This is a genomic window from Streptomyces sp. NPDC042364, from assembly GCF_056437585.1.
In genome coordinates this window covers 178,594-195,983 of the sequence record NZ_JBWKAJ010000016.1, presented here as the reverse complement: position 1 = coordinate 195,983, position 17,390 = coordinate 178,594, and the positions used below count along the sequence as shown (strand labels likewise).

General features: G+C 71.7%; 10 protein-coding genes and 1 pseudogene. 6 read left to right on the top strand and 5 right to left on the bottom strand.

The genetic code is table 11. The annotated features are described in order from the left end of the window. From AC067N_RS28335 to glgB, 4 genes and pseudogenes are all read left to right on the top strand, one after another. A pseudogene (locus tag AC067N_RS28335) lies at positions 1-618 on the top strand (alpha-1,4-glucan--maltose-1-phosphate maltosyltransferase); the annotation flags it as partial. Next, entirely contained in the window at positions 615-2,333 is a 1,719-nt protein-coding gene (gene treS, locus AC067N_RS28330; protein ID WP_478681702.1) for a maltose alpha-D-glucosyltransferase, read from the top strand. The pseudogene AC067N_RS28335 and the gene treS, both read left to right, overlap by 4 nt. Before the next feature lie 93 nt (positions 2,334-2,426). Then, a complete protein-coding gene (locus AC067N_RS28325; RefSeq protein WP_478681701.1) occupies positions 2,427-3,929 on the top strand; it encodes a maltokinase N-terminal cap-like domain-containing protein in 1,503 nt (500 codons plus the stop codon). A gap of 89 nt (positions 3,930-4,018) precedes the next feature. Next, positions 4,019-7,255 (top strand): 1,4-alpha-glucan branching enzyme, encoded by a 3,237-nt coding sequence (gene glgB, locus AC067N_RS28320; protein ID WP_478681700.1) that lies wholly within the window; start codon positions 4,019-4,021, stop codon positions 7,253-7,255. Positions 7,256-7,505: 250 nt separating this feature from the next. On the opposite strand, the gene AC067N_RS28315 is transcribed toward glgB, so the two are convergent. The 5 genes from AC067N_RS28315 to AC067N_RS28295 form a co-directional block, all read right to left on the bottom strand. Continuing rightward, the gene (locus AC067N_RS28315; protein WP_478681699.1) at positions 7,506-8,996 is read right to left on the bottom strand and encodes a cytochrome P450 family protein; all 1,491 of its coding nucleotides are present in this window, start codon (positions 8,994-8,996) and stop codon (positions 7,506-7,508) included. Between the two features lie 282 nt (positions 8,997-9,278). Beyond that, the gene (locus AC067N_RS28310; protein WP_478681698.1) at positions 9,279-11,519 is read right to left on the bottom strand and encodes a HelD family protein; all 2,241 of its coding nucleotides are present in this window, start codon (positions 11,517-11,519) and stop codon (positions 9,279-9,281) included. A 163-nt stretch (positions 11,520-11,682) separates the two neighbouring features. Continuing rightward, entirely contained in the window at positions 11,683-11,997 is a 315-nt protein-coding gene (locus tag AC067N_RS28305) for a thioredoxin family protein (protein ID WP_478681711.1), read from the bottom strand. Between the two features lie 14 nt (positions 11,998-12,011). Beyond that, positions 12,012-12,440 (bottom strand): MerR family transcriptional regulator, encoded by a 429-nt coding sequence (locus AC067N_RS28300; protein ID WP_478681697.1) that lies wholly within the window; start codon positions 12,438-12,440, stop codon positions 12,012-12,014. A 336-nt stretch (positions 12,441-12,776) separates the two neighbouring features. Beyond that, positions 12,777-14,153 carry a cation:dicarboxylate symporter family transporter gene (locus AC067N_RS28295; protein ID WP_478681696.1) on the bottom strand — a complete coding sequence of 459 codons (1,377 nt, stop codon included), beginning with the start codon at positions 14,151-14,153 and terminating at the stop codon, positions 12,777-12,779. A gap of 376 nt (positions 14,154-14,529) precedes the next feature. Between AC067N_RS28295 and AC067N_RS28290 the strand changes: the two genes are divergently transcribed. Next, the gene (locus AC067N_RS28290; RefSeq protein WP_478681695.1) at positions 14,530-16,635 is read left to right on the top strand and encodes an ATP-binding protein; all 2,106 of its coding nucleotides are present in this window, start codon (positions 14,530-14,532) and stop codon (positions 16,633-16,635) included. Continuing rightward, positions 16,632-17,318 (top strand): response regulator, encoded by a 687-nt coding sequence (locus tag AC067N_RS28285; RefSeq protein ID WP_478681694.1) that lies wholly within the window; start codon positions 16,632-16,634, stop codon positions 17,316-17,318. Before AC067N_RS28290 ends, AC067N_RS28285 begins: the two co-directional genes overlap by 4 nt. The last annotated feature ends 72 nt before the right edge of the window (positions 17,319-17,390 follow it).

Sequence of the window (17,390 nt, the reverse complement as noted above, 5' to 3'; positions counted from 1 at the left end):
CGGCCCAACTTCTTCGTCAACACCCCCGACATCCTGCACGCCTTCCTCCAGCACGGCGGCCGCCCCGCCTTCGAACTCCGCGCCGTCCTCGCCGCGACCCTCTCCCCCACCTGGGGCGTCTACTCCGGCTACGAACTGTGCGAGAACACCCCCCTCAAACCCGGCAGCGAGGAGTACCTCGACTCCGAGAAGTACCAACTCCGCCCCCGCGACTGGGAAACCGCCGAACGCGAGGGACGCACCATCACCCCGCTCATCACCAAGCTCAACGAGATCAGGCGGCGCAGCCCGGCGTTGCGACAGCTGCGGAACCTGCACTTCCACCACGCCGACCAGGAAGCGGTGATCGTCTACTCGAAGCGTGCGGGTTCGAACACGGTTCTGGTGGTCGTGAACCTCGACCCCCACCACACCCAGGAGGCCACGGTCTCGTTGGACATGCCGCGACTCGGCCTCGACTGGCACGAGTCGGTGCTGGTGCGCGACGAGCTCACCGGCGAGGTCTACACCTGGGGCAGGAGCAACTACGTACGTCTCGAACCGGGCCGCGCGCCCGCACACGTACTGACCGTCCTGCGACCGTCCAACCCGCAGATCGGGGGGTCACCCACACGATGATCGTCAACGAGCCCGTTCCCGACACCTTCGAGGACACGCCGCAGAAGGACCGGGACCCGGAGTGGTTCAAACGCGCCGTCTTCTACGAGGTCCTCGTCCGTTCCTTCCAGGACAGCAACGGCGACGGCATCGGCGACCTCAAGGGCCTGACCGCGAAACTCGACTATCTGCAGTGGCTGGGCATCGACTGCATCTGGCTCCCGCCCTTCTTCAAGTCACCCCTGCGCGACGGCGGCTACGACGTCTCCGACTACACCGCGGTCCTCCCCGAGTTCGGCGACCTCGCCGACTTCGTGGAGTTCGTCGACGCCGCCCACCAGCGCGGCATGCGCGTCATCATCGACTTCGTCATGAACCACACCAGCGACCAGCACCCGTGGTTCCAGGAGTCCCGCAAGGACCCCGACGGCCCCTACGGCGACTACTACGTCTGGGCCGACGACGACAAGCAGTACCAGGACGCCCGCATCATCTTCGTCGACACCGAGGTCTCCAACTGGACCTTCGACCCGGTCCGCAAGCAGTACTTCTGGCACCGCTTCTTCGCCCACCAGCCGGACCTCAACTACGAGAACCCGGCCGTGCAGGAGGAGATGATCTCGGCGCTGCGGTTCTGGCTGGACCTGGGCATCGACGGTTTCCGTCTGGACGCGGTGCCGTACCTGTACCAGCAGGAGGGCACCAACTGCGAAAACCTTCCGGCGACCCACGACTTCCTGAAGCGGGTCCGGAAGGAGATCGACGCCCACTACCCCGACACGGTGCTGCTGGCCGAGGCGAACCAGTGGCCGGAGGACGTGGTCGACTACTTCGGCGACTACAGCAGCGGCGGCGACGAATGCCACATGGCGTTCCACTTCCCCGTCATGCCCCGGATCTTCATGGCGGTCCGCAGGGAATCGCGCTACCCCGTCTCGGAGATCCTCGCCAAGACCCCCGCGATCCCCTCGAACTGCCAGTGGGGCATCTTCCTGCGCAACCACGACGAGCTCACCCTCGAGATGGTCACCGACGAAGAGCGCGACTACATGTACGCGGAGTACGCCAAGGACCCGCGTATGCGCGCCAACATCGGCATCCGGCGGCGGCTCGCCCCCCTGCTGGACAACGACCGCAACCAGATCGAACTCTTCACCGCCCTGCTGCTGTCCCTGCCCGGCTCGCCGATCCTCTACTACGGCGACGAGATCGGCATGGGCGACAACATCTGGCTCGGTGACCGCGACTCCGTCCGCACCCCGATGCAGTGGACCCCGGACCGCAACGCGGGCTTCTCCTCCAGCGACCCGGGGCGGCTGTTCCTCCCCACGATCATGGACCCGGTCTACGGCTACCAGGTCACCAACGTCGAGGCGTCGATGTCCTCGCCCTCGTCGCTGCTGCACTGGACCCGCCGGATGATCGAGATCCGCAAGCAGAACCCGGCGTTCGGGCTCGGCACCTACACCGAGCTGCCGTCGTCCAACCCGGCCGTGCTGGCGTATCTGCGGGAGGCTCCCTCGACCGGGGGCAGCGGGGACGACCTGGTGCTGTGCGTGAACAACTTCTCCCGGTTCGCGCAGCCCACCGAACTCGACCTGAGCGCCTACGAAGGACGCCACCCCGTCGAACTCATCGGCGGCGTGCGCTTCCCCGCCATCGGTGAACTTCCCTATCTCCTCACCCTCGCGGGCCACGGCTTCTACTGGTTCCGCCTGCGGAAGGACGCCGTGTAACCGACCGGAACCCCCGGGCGGGCCGGTTTCCCCCGGCCCGCCCGGGGCACGCAAACAGGAACCCCCCGCCCCCCGGGGAAAGGACGCGACGCCATGTCGGAAGCCGCCACGCACTCCACTGCGACAAGTCCTGGTCCGCTGCCCGCCGCACCACCGGTGCCGGAGCTGCTCACCTCGCTGGAGCCGCTGCTGCGGGAGTGGTTGCCACGGCAGCGCTGGTTCGCGGGGAAGGGACGGCCGGTCACGGGGTTCGGGCTGGTGGCGGCCACCGAACTGCTGCCGGTGGGTGGCCGGCCCGAGGATTCCCGGTCGGGCGGCTCCAGGGCCGGGCTGCTGCATCTCCTCGTCCGCGCCCATCAACCACTGGTGCCGTCGCAGGGCGCCCCCGTCCCGCCCGGGGACTGCTACCAACTGCTGCTGGGCGTGCGCGAGACGCTCCCGCCGCGGCTGGCGCCCGCGCTCATCGGGCACGTCACCGAGGGGCCGCTGGCCGGACGGACGGTGTACGAGGCGCTGCACGACCCGCGCCTCGCCGACGTCCTCCTCGAAGCGCTCCGGACCCAGGCCCGCATAGGGGATCTGCGCTGCTCCCGGGACTCGCGGCTGGCCGTGCCCGAGGGACTCGTCGCCCGGCTGGTGACGTCGGAGCAGTCCAACTCCTCCGTGGTCTACGGAGATACGTTCATTCTCAAGCTGTTCCGCCGGGTCGTGCCGGGCGCCAACCCCGACCTCGAACTCCCGTTGATGCTGTCGCGCGCGCAGTGCCCCCGGGTGCCCGCGCCCGCCGCCTGGATGATCGCCGAGCTGGGAACGTCCGCCGCGCCGGAGACCCATGTCCTCGGGGTGCTCCAGCCGTACCTCAAGGGTGCGGCGGACGGGTGGGAGCTCGCGCTGAGCATGCTGGCCAAGGGCGAGGACTTCACCGGCGAGGCGCGGGCGCTGGGCCGGGCCACCGCCGAGGTCCACGCGGCACTGGCCGAGACCCTGCCCACGGTCACCCTCGCCCGGCCCCAACTGGACTCGCTGGTCGACGGCATGTCCGAGCGCCTGGAGGCCGCCGCGCAGGCGGTACCGGCCCTGCGCCCGTACGCCCCCGGGCTGCGCAGCGCCTTCCAGGCCCTCGCCGACCTGGGCGCCGAGGGCCACACCTGGACGGCCCAGCGCATCCACGGCGACCTGCATCTGGGCCAGTGTCTGAGGTCACCCGTCGAGGCCGGCGCGGAGCACAGCGGCGGGGGCGAGTGGTCGCTCATAGATTTCGAGGGTGAGCCGTCGAAGCCGCTGGCCGAGCGCCGGATGCCGCAGCCCGTCGCCCGCGACGTCGCCGGGATGCTCCGCTCCTTCGACTACGCCGCGCACTCCCTCCGTCCGCCCGCCACCGACTGGGCGTCCGCCTGCCGGGCCGCGTACTGCTCCGGCTACGCGGACGTGTCGGGTGCGGATCCGCGCACCGACCCCGTGCTGCTGCGTGCCTACGAGACCGACAAGGCGGTGTACGAGGTCCTCTACGAGGCCCGGCACCGGCCCGACTGGCTCTCGGTGCCGATGGCGGCGGTCCACCGCCTGGCCACCGACACCGGGCCGGCCATCGCCTGACCTGACCCGGTGTCGCCCCGTCCGAGGGCCGAGCACCAGCTCCGCCCACCGCTCGCACCCCTGCACAACCCGCCGAGGAGGCCGTCCCTGTGACTCCCCGCCCGCCGTCCGACGACAGCACGCAGAACACCGGCAGCGACGCCGAGGGGCCCGCCCCGGTGAAGAAGACGGCTGCCAGGAAGACGGCCACGAAAAAGACCTCGGCCAAGAAGACGACGGCGAAGGGGACGACGGCGAAGTCCACGACGGCCTCCGAGGCCGCGACCACGGCGAGGACCGCGAAGAAGGTCCCGGCCCAGAGGACGACGAAGGCCGCCGGCGCGAAGGCGGCGGACGGCCCGGCCCCGGCCGGAGAGGCCGGCCCCGTCGGGAAGGCCACCGTGGCCAAGGCAGCGGCGAAGGAGGTGGCGGCCACCGCCGGCGCGGACGCGTCCGGGAGGACAGCGGCGGCGAAGGCACCGGCCGAGAAGGCCCCGGCGAAGAAGGCGCCGGCTCGGAGGAGCGCTGCGAAGAAGGCCCCGGCGAAGAAGGCCCCGGGCGCCGGGGCCGGCGCCGACAAGGTGGCAGCTGCCGCGAAGGCCGCCGCCAGAAGGCTTCCGGCGGCGAAGAAGGCTCCGGACACCAGCGCCGCCGCCGGCGAGACGGCGGCTGCCGCTAAAGCCGCCGCCGAAGCCAAGGCTTCGAAGACGTCGGACCCCGGGACGCCGGCTTCGAAGACCACTGCCAAGGCCCGCGGGTCGAAGACCACTGCCGAGAAGACTCCTGCCAAGAAGGCGCCCGCGAAGAAGGCGCCCGCGAAGAAGGCGGTCACCAAGACGGCGGTCACCAAGAAAGCCGTGACCAAGAAGGCGGTGGCCAAGAAAGCCGTGGCCAAGAAAGCCGTGGCCAGGAAGGCCGTGGCGCAGAAGGCGGCGGCCGAGAAGGCCGTCCCGCAGAAGGCCGCCAGGGAGGCGGTCGGGGTGGTACGGCCGGCGGAGGAGCTGGAGAACCCGGCAGCGGCCCCGGCGGCCCGGCGGACCGAAGGAGCAGCGGTACTGCCCGAACCGGCGGCCGCCACGCCGAGGCCGGCGGAGTCTGCTGCCGCCGAACAGCCGGCCGCCGCCACGGCCGAGTCGGCTTCCCCGGCCCGGTCGGCCTTCTCCCCCTCCGTGGACGGTGGTGATCGGGAGCGGTTGTTGGCCGGTACCCATCACGAGCCGCACGCCGTGCTGGGGGCGCATCCGGTGGCGGAGGGCGTGGTGTTCCGGGCGTTCCGGCCGTTCGCGCTGGGGGTGACCGTCGTTGCCGGCTCGCTGCGGGCGGAGCTGCACGACGACGGGGAGGGCTTCTTCTCGGGGCTGTTGCCGCTGCGGGATGTGCCGGAGGCGTACCGGCTGCTGATCACGTACGAGGGGAACACACAGGAGACCGAGGACGCCTACCGCTTCCTGCCGGCCGTCGGGGAGCTGGACCTGCATCTGATCAACGAGGGCCGTCACGAGGAGCTGTGGCAGGCGCTCGGCGCCCGGCCGATGACCCACCAGGGCGTGACCGGCACCCGCTTCACGGTGTGGGCGCCGAACGCGCGCGGCGTACGGCTGGCCGGGACCTTCAACTTCTGGGACGGCACCGGCTATCCGATGCGCGCGCTGGGCTCCTCCGGGGTGTGGGAGCTGTTCGTGCCGGAGATCGGCGAGGGTGAGCTGTACAAGTTCGAGATCACCCGGCCGGACGGTACGAGGACGCTGCGCGCCGACCCGCTGGCCCGCCGTACGGAGGTCCCGCCGAACACCTCGTCCGTCGTGCACGCGTCGCACTACGAGTGGGGCGACGAGGAGTGGATGACACGGCGGGCGGAGGTCCCCGCGCACGAGGCGCCGTTCTCCGTGTACGAGGTCCACCTGCCGTCGTGGCGCCCCGGGCTCACGTACCGGCAGCTCGCCGAGCAGCTCCCGGCGTACGTCAAGGACCTCGGGTTCACCCATGTCGAGCTGCTGCCCATCGCCGAGCACCCCTTCGGCGGCTCCTGGGGCTACCAGGTCACCGGGTTCTACGCGCCCACGGCCCGCCTCGGCGACCCGGACGACTTCAAGTACCTGGTCGACTCACTGCACCGGGCCGGGATCGGTGTGCTGATGGACTGGGTGCCGGCGCACTTCCCGCGGGACGACTGGGCGCTGGCCGAGTTCGACGGGCGACCGCTGTACGAGCACCAGGACCCGGCGCGGGCCGCGCACCCCGACTGGGGGACGCTGGAGTTCGACTACGGCCGTCGCGAGGTGCGCAACTTCCTCGTGGCGAACGCCCTGTTCTGGTGCGAGGAGTACCACATCGACGGGCTGCGCGTGGACGCCGTCGCGTCCATGCTCTACCTCGACTACTCGCGTGAGCCCGGCCAGTGGACGCCGAACGAGCACGGCGGCCGGGAGAACCTGGACGCGGTGTCCTTCCTGCAGGAGATGAACGCGACCGTGTACCGGAGGGTGCCGGGGGTCGTGACGATCGCCGAGGAGTCCACCGCGTGGGACGGCGTCACCCGCGCCACCCATCACGTCGGGCCGGGTGGCTTCGGCGGCCTCGGCTTCGGGCTGAAGTGGAACATGGGCTGGATGCACGACTCGCTGGGCTACATGGCGAAGGAGCCGGTGCACCGCAAGCACCACCACAACGAGATGACGTTCTCGATGGTGTACGCGTACAGCGAGAACTACGTCCTGCCCATCTCCCACGACGAGGTGGTGCACGGCAAGCGTTCCCTGGTGTCGAAGATGCCGGGCGACTGGTGGCAGCAGCGCGCCAACCACCGCGCGTATCTGGGCTTCATGTGGGCCCACCCCGGCAAGCAGCTCCTGTTCATGGGGCAGGAGTTCGCCCAGGGGGCGGAGTGGTCGGAGGCGCACGGCCCCGACTGGTGGCTCCTCGACCCGGCGTACGGGGCGGAGGCGGACCACCGGGGGGTGCGCGACCTGGTCCGCGACCTCAACACCGTGTACCGCGGTACCCCGGCCCTCTGGCAGCGGGACACCGACCCGTCCGGCTTCTCCTGGATCACGGGGGACGCCGCCGAGGACAACGTCCTGGCCTTCCTGCGCTTCGACGCGGACGGCACGCCCCTGCTGGCCGTCTCCCACTTCAGCCCGGTGATCCGCCGGGACTACCGGCTGGGCGTCCCCGAGGACTTCCCGGCCTGGCGGGAGGTCCTGAACACGGACGCGGCGTCGTACGGGGGGAGCGATGTCACGACGCCGCACCCGGTGAAGGCGGAGCCGACGCCGTGGCACGCCCGGGGGGCGAGCGTCCGTATCACCCTCCCGCCCCTGGCGACGGTCTGGCTGCGCCCGGCGTAGGGGCGCGTCATGGCTCGGGGCCGCGGGTGGTTGGGCGACTGCGGGTGCGGTGTGGCTGGTCGCGCCCACGCGGCGGAGCCGCATGTGTCGCCGCCCCGCGCCCCTGGAGGGACGGGACTGCGGCCCGCCCTCCATCGGAAAAGCACGGGGCCGCAGGCCCCGGCTTTTCCAGGGGCGCGGGGAACTGCGCGAGAAACCACGAACCACCCGCACCCGCCGACGAACCCCGCACCCCCGAGTCGGACCGCGCTCACCCCCCACCCCTCCGCGCGCCGAACATCATCCGCCGCAACGCCCCCAACAACCCACTCCCACTCCCACTCCCACTCCCGCCCCGCCCGGACGCCCCCGCCGCCACAGCGGCGACCGCCCCGTCGTCACCCGCGCCCGCAGCCGCGCGCGCACCCGCTTGCGCCGGCACACCCGCACCCGACCCCGCGGCCCGGCTCGCCACAGGCGCCCCCGGGCTGAGTTCGTACCGCACCGGCAACAGCCGCAGCCCCCGCACCACCGGCCCGGTCCGCCAGGGCAACTGATCCGGGGGCAGCGTGAGTTCCGCCCGGGCGAAGTGCTCGAAGATCCGCCCCACCGCCGTCGTCACGATCGTTCCGGCCAGCTCACGCGCCGCACTGGGGCACTGGTGCGGCCCGGCGCCCCATGCGAGGTGTGCCCGGGTGCTGACCGCGGAGTCGACGAGGTGGGACGTACCGATGGCGAGCAGGTCCCGGTGCGCGGCCGCGACGGACGGGGACACGATGTCGCCGGCCCGGATCCAGAAGTTCCCGAGCCGTACGTCCCGCCCCGCGAACCGGAAGCAGAGGTTGGCGGTCGGCGGGTTCACCAGCGCCGCCCGGTTGACGGTCTCCCCGATCTGCCCCGTGGCGACGCTCCGCCGGACCGTCGCGTTGCCCCGCAGCACCTCCAGCAGGGTGTTGCAGACCATGTTCCCGGTGATGTCGTTGAGGTAGACCGCGTTCATGAACAGCTCACGGCCCAGCTGTTCGTCCGAGAGCGACGGGTCGGACAGCAGCATGTACGACGTCAGGTCCTCCCCCGGCCGCGCCCGGCGGTGCGCCGCGAGCCGGACCATCGCGCTCAGCGCGCGCCCGGTGGCCGGCCCCGCGTCCGGCCCGCCGTCGAGCATCCGCCACAGGTCCATGACCATCTCGTCGCCGAGTTCGACGGGGCAGCCGAACAGCTTGGTCGTGACCATCAGGAGCAGCGGCCGGGTGTACTGCGCCGCGAGGTCGGCGTACCCGTTCGTCCCGGACTCCGCGGCGAGCACGGCGATGAGGTCGTCGGCGTACTTGGCGACGGCCGCCCGCAGCTCCCATCCCTCGGGGCTGTGCCCGTCCTGAAAGGGGCGCATGGCCGAGTGGTAGGTCAGCCGGGCGGCCCGGTGCTCGTCGTCGTCGAAGAACATGGTCTGCCGGACCTCGTAACCGGCGAGCAGCGGCCAGTCCTTGGGCAGTCGCCCCTCCGCCCGCGCCCGCCAGTGGCGTACGTCGCGCCGCCAGACGCTCTCGTTGCGCAGGACTTCGAGCACCTCGCGGTAGTCGAGGACCAGCCACACCGGAACTCCCATGAGCCCCACCGGAGCCACGGGGCCGTATGTACTCCGCAGTCGCTCGTAGACGCTGCCCGGGTCCACGTCGAACTCCGAGGTCAGCAACGGCTCCACGGGCAGCGAGTCGAGCGTGGGGCCGCCGGCCGGAGCGGCCGCGAACGGATGAGTTTCCATGAGCGACACGCATACCGCATGCCACCTGCACAAGCAGTGACGATGACGCGAACCGTTACGGCTTGGTGATCCTCGATGCACATGTGGTGACGGTGACCCCACCTGGTCTTACCGGGTAGCACCCCTTTGGAACCGAGCGGGTCCCTCCACGGGGTGCGGCTGAACCGAACGGCTCCGCCCACAGGGCACGGACCACCGGGCGGGCTCCGCCCAGGGGGTGTCGGCGCCCGGCCGGTGCACGGGGTCGGCTGCCGGGGCCCGGCCTCGGTGCGTGGCCGCCTCTCAGGCCGTCGGCAGGGCCCCCAACGCCCCGGGCAGCGCTTGCGTGTGGACGACGCCGAGCGCCTGGGTGGCCCGGGTCAGGGCCACGTACAGGTCGCTGGTGCCGAAGCGGTCCGGCTCCACGACGAGGACCGAGTCGAACTCCAGCCCCTTGGCCTGCCGGGGGTCGAGCAGGACGACGGTCCGGGTGAGGTCCGGTTCCGCGTCGGCCGTGACGCCGTCGAGGCGGGCGGCCAGCGCCCGGTGCAGGTCGCGCGGCGCGATCACCGCGAGCCGTCCCTCCGCCGGGGTGAGTTCGGCGGCCGCCTTGGCCACCTCGGCGGGCAGGTCCCGGGCGGCCGCCCGGCGCGCCCAGGGGCGTACGCCCGTCGACCGCACGGAGCTCGGCGGCTCGAAGTCCGGCTGCTCCGCGCGGACGACGCCGGCCGCGACCTCCATGATCTCGGCGGGGGTGCGGTAGTTGACGCCGAGCCGGGTGTGCTTCCAGCGGTCCTCGACGTAGGGCGCGAGGATGTCGGCCCAGGAGCCGACGCCCGCGGCCTCCGCCGTCTGGGCGGGGTCGCCGACGAGGGTCATCGAGCGGGTCGGGCAGCGGCGCATCAGCAGCCGCCAGGCCATCGGCGACAGTTCCTGCGCCTCGTCGACGATGATGTGCCCGAACGCCCAGGTCCGGTCGGCCGCCGCCCGCTCGGCCGCGCTGCGGTGGTCGTCCTCCTCGTGCCGCTCGGCGAACCGCTCGGCGTCGATGACGTCGTGCGCGGACAGCACCTCGGAGCCCTCGGGGTCGCTGTCCTCCTTGTCCTCGAACTCGTACGTCCGGGACGCGTACGACACGTCCAGCACGCCCTGGGCGTACGCGATCCGGGTCTCCCGCTCGCGTTCGGCGCGGGCGCGCGCGAACCGGTCGTCCTCGCCCAGCAGTTCGGCGGCCTCGTCGAGCAGGGGCACGTCGGCGACGGTCCACGCGCGGGTGACCGGGCGGCGGACGGCGTCGGCGTCCTCCTCGGGGAGGAAGCCGTCGGGTGCGGCGAGGAAGTCGGCGATCAGGCGCCGCGGGGTGATCCGGGGCCACAGCCGGTCGATGGCGGACCAGACCTCGGGGTTCTCGGCGAGTTCGTCCCGGATCTGGGTGATGTCGCCGGCGTCGAGGAGGTTCGAGCCGTCGTAGGGGTCGGTGCCGATGCGCTCGGCGACCATGTCGGTGAGGGTGTTGAGGATGTAGCCCTCGAAGTGCTCGCGGGCCACGTTGTGCGGGAGCTTCGCCTCGCGGGTGCGCTCGCGGGCGACCCGTACGAGGTCGTCGTCGAGCATGAGGATCTCCCGGTCGTGCTCGATGGCGATCACCGGGTCGGGCAGCGCCTGCCGGTCCCGTACGACGGCCGCGAGCACCTCGGCCATGTCGGCGCGGCCCTTGACCCGGGCCGCGTCCGGGGTGTCGGCCGCCGTCGCCCGCACGCCGGGGAAGAGCTCGCCGACCGTCGAAAGGAGCACGCCCGTCTCACCGAGGGAGGGCAGCACCTCGCCGATGTAGCCGAGGAAGGCGGGGTTCGGGCCGACGATGAGGACGGCGCGCTTGGCGAGGAGTTCCCGCTGCTCGTACAGCAGGTACGCGGCGCGGTGCAGCGCGACGGCGGTCTTGCCGGTGCCGGGGCCGCCCTCGACGACCAGGACGCCCTGGTGCGGTGCGCGGATGATGCGGTCCTGCTCGGCCTGGATGGTCTGCACGATGTCGCCCATGCGGCCGGTGCGGGCCGAGTTGAGCGCGGCGAGCAGGACGGCGTCGCCGGTGGGGTCCTCGTACCCGGTGCGGGTCTCGTCGCCGAGGTCGAGGATCTCGTCGTGCAGGGCGGTCACCCGGCGGCCGTCGGTGGTGATGTGCCGGCGGCGGCGCAGACCCATCGGGGTGTGCCCGGTGGCGAGGTAGAAGGGACGGGCGACGTCGGCCCGCCAGTCGATGAGGATCGGGGTGCGCTCGGCGTCGTCCTCCCGCAGCCCGATGCGGCCGATGTGGTGGAGACCGCCGTCGGCGAGGTCGAGCCGTCCGAAGCACAGGGAGCCGTCGACGGCGTTCAGGGCGGCGAGCAGACCCGAGCGTTCGGCGACCAGGATGTCCCGCTCCAGCCGGGCCTGCATGGGCGTGTCGCCCTGCGCCAGCGCGTCGGTGACGGAGTCCTCGGTCTCACCGCGCAGCGCGTCGACACGCCGGTACAGCGCGTCGATGAATTCCTGCTCACGCCGCAATTCATCGTGCGAAAAGCCGGTGTTTGACAATTCCACTCCCGCCCGGATATAATTTGCTCACTGAGCTTCTTTGCGACTCCGTTTCCCTGAAGTCGCGAACCATCAAATATACGCAGGAAAAGCCCCCGAGCGCAATTGCTCGGGGGCTTTTCCTGTCGCGTTGTCAGAGCACCTCGGCGAGTTCTTCGAGCAGCCGCCGTTTCGGCCGGGCCCCGACCATCGCCTTCACCGGCTCACCGCCCTTGAACACCATGAACGTCGGCATCGACAGCACCCGGTAGTGGTTGGTCGTCACCGGGCTCGTGTCCACGTCCAGCTGCACCACCCTCAGCCGCTCCCCCTCCTCCGCCGCGAGGGCGCTCAGTACCGGCCCCATCTGCCGGCACGGCGGACACCAGTCGGCGGTGAACTCCACCAGCACCGGCAGCTCCGCCTCGATCACCTCCGCCGCGAAATCCGCGTCGGTCACCTCCGCCACCCCAACAGCCCTGATCACAGCCCGCCGCCTCCCAGTTCGCACTCCGGCTCCGGACCACCCGGAACCTCCGCCTCGGCCGCCAGCCGCTCCCGCGCCGCCTCCGCCCGCGCCAACTGCTCGCCGACCTTGGCCCGTACGGCAGCCAGCTCGCCGATCAGCGCGTCCAGCTCGTCCAGCTTCCGCCGGTAGACCGCGAGCGACGCCGGGCACGAGTCGCCCTCCGGGTGCCCGGCCCGCAGACACTCCACGAAGGGCCGCGTCTCCTCCAGGCCGAACCCGAAGTCCTGCAGCGTCCGGATCTGCCGGAGCAGCCGCAGATCCCCCTCGTCGTACGACCGGTATCCGTTGCCGCCGCGCCGCGCGGGCAACAGCCCCCGCGCCTCGTAGTACCGCAACGTCCGTGTCGTGGTCCCGGCCCGTGCCGCCAACTCACCGATGCGCATGAGCCGACGCTAATCCTTGACCCCGACGTCAAGGAAAGAGGAAGGAACACGGAAGAGGAAGGAACACGGAAAGGAAGAGCCGAGCGGCCAGGTCCACAGGGGAGGACCTGGCCGCTCGGCGCATGGGGGCCTGCTCTTCGGTTGTGGTGCCCGTACGGCCGGGTCTACGGGGGGAGGTCCCGGCCGTACGGGGTTTCAGGGGGTCTGCGGTGGGGGCCGCAGGCCCCGAAGGGGCGCGGGGAACTGCGCGACCAGCCACACTCGACCGACCGTCGGGGGCCGGCCTCACAGCCCGGCGGCGCTCAGCTCCGGCCCCCCAGCGGAGCGCTCACGCGCTCACGCCTTGGCGAGCTCCTTCTCACCGTCGGGCTCGGCCTCAGCCGGCGCGGCGACCCCGTGGTCGTCCAGCAGCGTCGCCTCGTCGAACGGCGCGTGCCCGGCGAGCACCTCGTTGACCCGCTCCTTGTCGATCTCCTTGGTCCACGTGCCGATCAGCACCGTGGCGACCGCGTTGCCCGCGAAGTTCGTGAGGGCGCGCGCCTCGCTCATGAAGCGGTCGATGCCGACGATGAGGCCGACGCCGTCCACGAGCGCGGGCTTGTGGGACTGCAGACCGCCCGCGAGGGTGGCGAGACCCGCGCCGGTGACACCGGCCGCGCCCTTCGAGGCGACCAGCAGGAAGAGCAGCAGCGCGATCTGCTCACCGACGGCCATCGGCGTTCCCATGGCGTCGGCGATGAACAGGGACGCCATGGTCATGTAGATCATGGTGCCGTCGAGGTTGAAGGAGTAGCCGGTCGGGACGGTGATACCGACGACGGGCTTGCTGACACCCAGGTGCTCCATCTTCGCGATGAGGCGCGGCAGCGCGGACTCGGAGGAGGAGGTGGACAGGATCAGCAGGAACTCACGGCCCAGGTACTTGAAGAGCGTGAAGATGTTCAGCCCCGCGACGATCTTCAGCAGCGCGCCGAGCACGATGAAGACGAAGAGGAAGCAGGTGATGTAGAAGCCGACCATCAGCACGGCCAGGCTCTTGAGGGCGTCCAGGCCGGCGGAGCCGGTCACGGCCGCGATGGCGCCGAACGCACCGATCGGGGCGGCCCACATCACCATCGCGAGGATGCGGAAGACGAGGCGCTGGATGTGCTCGATACCGCGCAGGATCGGCTGGCCGGCGTTGCCCATGGCCTGGAGCGCGAAGCCCGCGAGGAGCGCGACGAGCAGGGTCTGCAGGACCTCGCCGCCGGTGAACGCGGAGACGATGGTCGTCGGGATGATGCCGAGCAGGAACTCGGTGGTGTCCTTGGCCTCGGGCGAGACCTGTGCCTGACCGGTCTCCTTGATGGCGTCGGTGACCGCGAGGCCCGTGCCGGGCTCGACGATGTTGCCGACGACGAGACCGATGCCGAGGGCGACCAGCGACATGATCAGGAAGTAGACCAGCGCGATACCGCCGACCGCTCCGACCTTGGCGGCCTTCCGTACGGAACCGATGCCGAGCACGATCGTGCAGAAGATGATCGGCGAGATCATCATCTTGATCAGGTTCACGAAGCCGGTACCGATGGGCTTCAGCTCGACCGCGAAGTCGGGGGCGATCAGGCCCACGGCGATGCCGAGGGCCACGGCCACGATCACGGCGATGTACAGGTAGTGCGTGCGGTCCCGCTTGGCGGGTGCGGTAGGTGCCGTATGGGTGGTGCTGGCCACGGCTGCCCTCCTCGTCGACGACGTCGTCGGCTCGATCGTCCGGCGTGCGGCTCACGTCCGGGGGAATGCGGGAGACGGTCTCCCGGGGTGGGAGTGGGGGCTCCCAGGCAGGGAGCTCGGCGAGCTCCCCGGCGGGGAGGGAACCCCGTGGGGTTCCCTTGCGGTGGGAGCCGGGGGCTCCCGGTGGGAGCGGCTCCCGGGGGGTGTGGGAACCGGTCTCCCGGCGGCTCGGGTGTGGGGTCCCGGACGGGAGTCACACTCCCTCTGTCGTCCATGTGCTGGACATGTTCGATGGGGTGACTATCTCCCGCCCTGTGAGGGCGGTCACCCTTCCGTTCATTTAGTTCACGCCAACACGTCCATGCAGACTGTTGCCATGCGCGTCCCGTCCCTCCTCAGACCCCGCAGCCTGGCCGGCCAGCTCTTCGCCGTGCAGGCCGTGCTGATCGCGGTCGTCGTCGCGGGGTGCGCGCTGTTCACGTACATCAGCGACCGGAGCCAGGCCGAGGACGCGGCGGGCCGCCAGGCCCTGGCCGTCGCCGCCGCGGTCGCCGACGCTCCCTCCGTGCGGGACGCGATCCACACCGACAAGCCGACGGAGCGGCTCCAGCCGTACGCCACCGAGGTGCAGCGGCACTCGGGCGTCGACTTCGTGACGATCATGACGCCGGACGGCATCCGCTGGACGCACCCCGTCCCCGAGCGGATAGGCCGGCGCTTCGTCGGCCACATCGAGAGGGCGCAGCAGGGCGGCACCATCACCGAGACCTACACCGGAACCCTCGGCCCCTCCGTCCGCGCGGTCACCCCGATCAAGGAGGACGGCCGGGTCATCGGCCTGGTCAGCGCTGGTATCAAGGTCCAGGCGATCAGCGACCGGGTCCAGGGCCAGGTGACGGCCCTGCTCGGGGTGGCGGCCGGCGCCCTCGCCCTCGGCGGTGTCGGTACCTACATCGTCAACGCCCGGCTGCGCCGCCACACGCACAACATGAACGCCGCCGAGCTGAGCAACATGCACGACTACCACCAGGCCGCCCTGCACGCCGTGCGCGAGGGTCTGCTCATGCTGGACGGCCAGTACCGGGTGGCGCTCCTCAACGACGGGGCGCGCGAGCTGCTGGGCGTGACCGAGGACGTGATCGGCCGCTCGGTGGCGGAGCTGGGCCTGCCCGCCCCGCTGACGGGTGCCCTGCTGTCCTCCGAGCCCCGTGTGGACGAGGTCCTCCTGACCGCCGAACGGGTCCTGGTCGTCAACACCTCCCCGGTGTCGGGCGGACAGCGCCGGGGCACGGTGGTCACCCTGCGCGATGTGACCGAACTCCAGTCCGTCATGGGCGAGCTGAACTCCGAACGGGGCTTCACCCAGGCCCTCCGCTCCCAGGCCCACGAGGCGGCCAACCGCCTCCACACGGTCGTCTCCCTCATCGAGCTCGGCCGCTCCGACGAGGCGATCGACTTCGCGACCGCCGAACTGGAACTGGCGCAGGCGCTGACCGACCAGGTGGTGGCGGCTGTGACGGAGCCGGTCCTGGCGGCGCTGTTGCTGGGTAAGGCGGCACAGGCGAACGAGCGGGGCGTGGAACTGGTGGTGTCGGAGGACAGCCGCATCGACGACGGCCTGCTCCCGGAATCCCTGCCGGCGCGGGACCTGGTGACGGTGCTGGGCAATCTCATCGACAACGCGGTGGACGCGGCGCAGGGGACGACGGGGGCACGGGTGACGGTGACGGCGTACACGGACGGACCGGCCGGCAGGCCGGACGACCCCGGCGGTCCGGGCGAGCCAGGCAGCGTGGGCGGCCCCACCCGCGCGGGCGCGCCCACCCGCGCGGACAATCCCGGCAGCGCGGGCGGCCCCACCGACGCAGGCAACCCAGGCAGCGTGGGCGGGCCCGGCACTCCGGGCGACCCGCGCCGCCGGGCCAAACTGGAGAGCCCCGGCGGACCGGGCGGGTCTCAGGACGGACCGGGCGGGTCTCAGGACGGACCGGGCGGGTCTCAGGACGGACCGGGCGGGTCTCAGGACGGACCGGGCGGGTCTCAGGACGGGCCGGACCGATCGAAGGGGCACGGGCCGGACCGATCGAAGGGGCAGCACGGCCCCTACGGATCGCAGGCGCAGGGCGGGCCGGCCGACCCGGCTCAGGGCCCCGTGCTGGTGCTTCGGGTCAGGGACACGGGCGCGGGTGTGGACCCGGCGTACCGGGACTCCGTCTTCGAGCGCGGCTTCTCGACCAAACCGTCCGGTCCCGGCGGCCGGGGCCTCGGCCTGGCCCTCGTACGCCAGACGGCGCGCCGCCACGGGGGCACCCTGAGCGTGTCGGAGGCTCCCGGGGGCGGGGCGGAGTTCGAGGTACGGCTCCCGCTGGCCGAGGCCGAGGGCGCCCGGGCCGGCGCGACCGATCCCGCCGACGCGGTCCCGACGCCTCGGGTGCCCCGGGCCGCCGTGGCCGATGCCGTGCCTGGAGGCGACGACGCATGACCGGTGCCGATCCCATCAGAGTCCTCGTCGTGGAGGACGACCCCGTCGCCGCCGACGCCCACATGATGTACGTCGGCCGGGTCCCCGGCTTCACGGCGGTCGGCAAGGCCCACACGGGCGCGGAGGCACGCCGCGCGCTGGACCGCATGCCGGTGGACCTGCTGCTCCTGGACCTGCATCTGCCGGACGTCCACGGACTGCAACTGGCCCGCTCGTTGCGCGCCGCCGGTCATCACGCGGACGTGATAGCGGTGACCTCGGCGCGGGACCTGACGGTCGTCCGGGAGGGTGTCTCCCTGGGCGTCGTCCAGTACGTCCTCAAGCCCTTCACCTTCGCGACGCTGCGCGACCGGCTGATCCGCTACGCCGAGTTCCACGCGGCGGCGGGCGAGGCGAGCGGCCAGGACGAGGTGGACCGCGCCCTGGCTACCCTGCGGGCTCCGGGCCCTGCGGCCCTGCCGAAGGGCCTGAGCGCGCCGACCCTGGAACGGGTCACCGTCGCCCTCCGGGACACCACGGAGGGGCTGACGGCGGCCGGCATCGCCGAGGCCGTGGGCATCTCCCGGATCACGGCCCGCCGCTACCTCGAACACCTGGTGGACGCCGGCCGCGCGAGACGCGAACCGCAGTACGGGCAGGTGGGGCGGCCGGAGTTGGTGTACCGCTGGGTGCGCAGGGAGTAACCCGCCCCCGGCCGGGCCGCTGCAGACTCATTGACCCGACCAGACCATTCCTCGTACGGTCACCGGGCACCC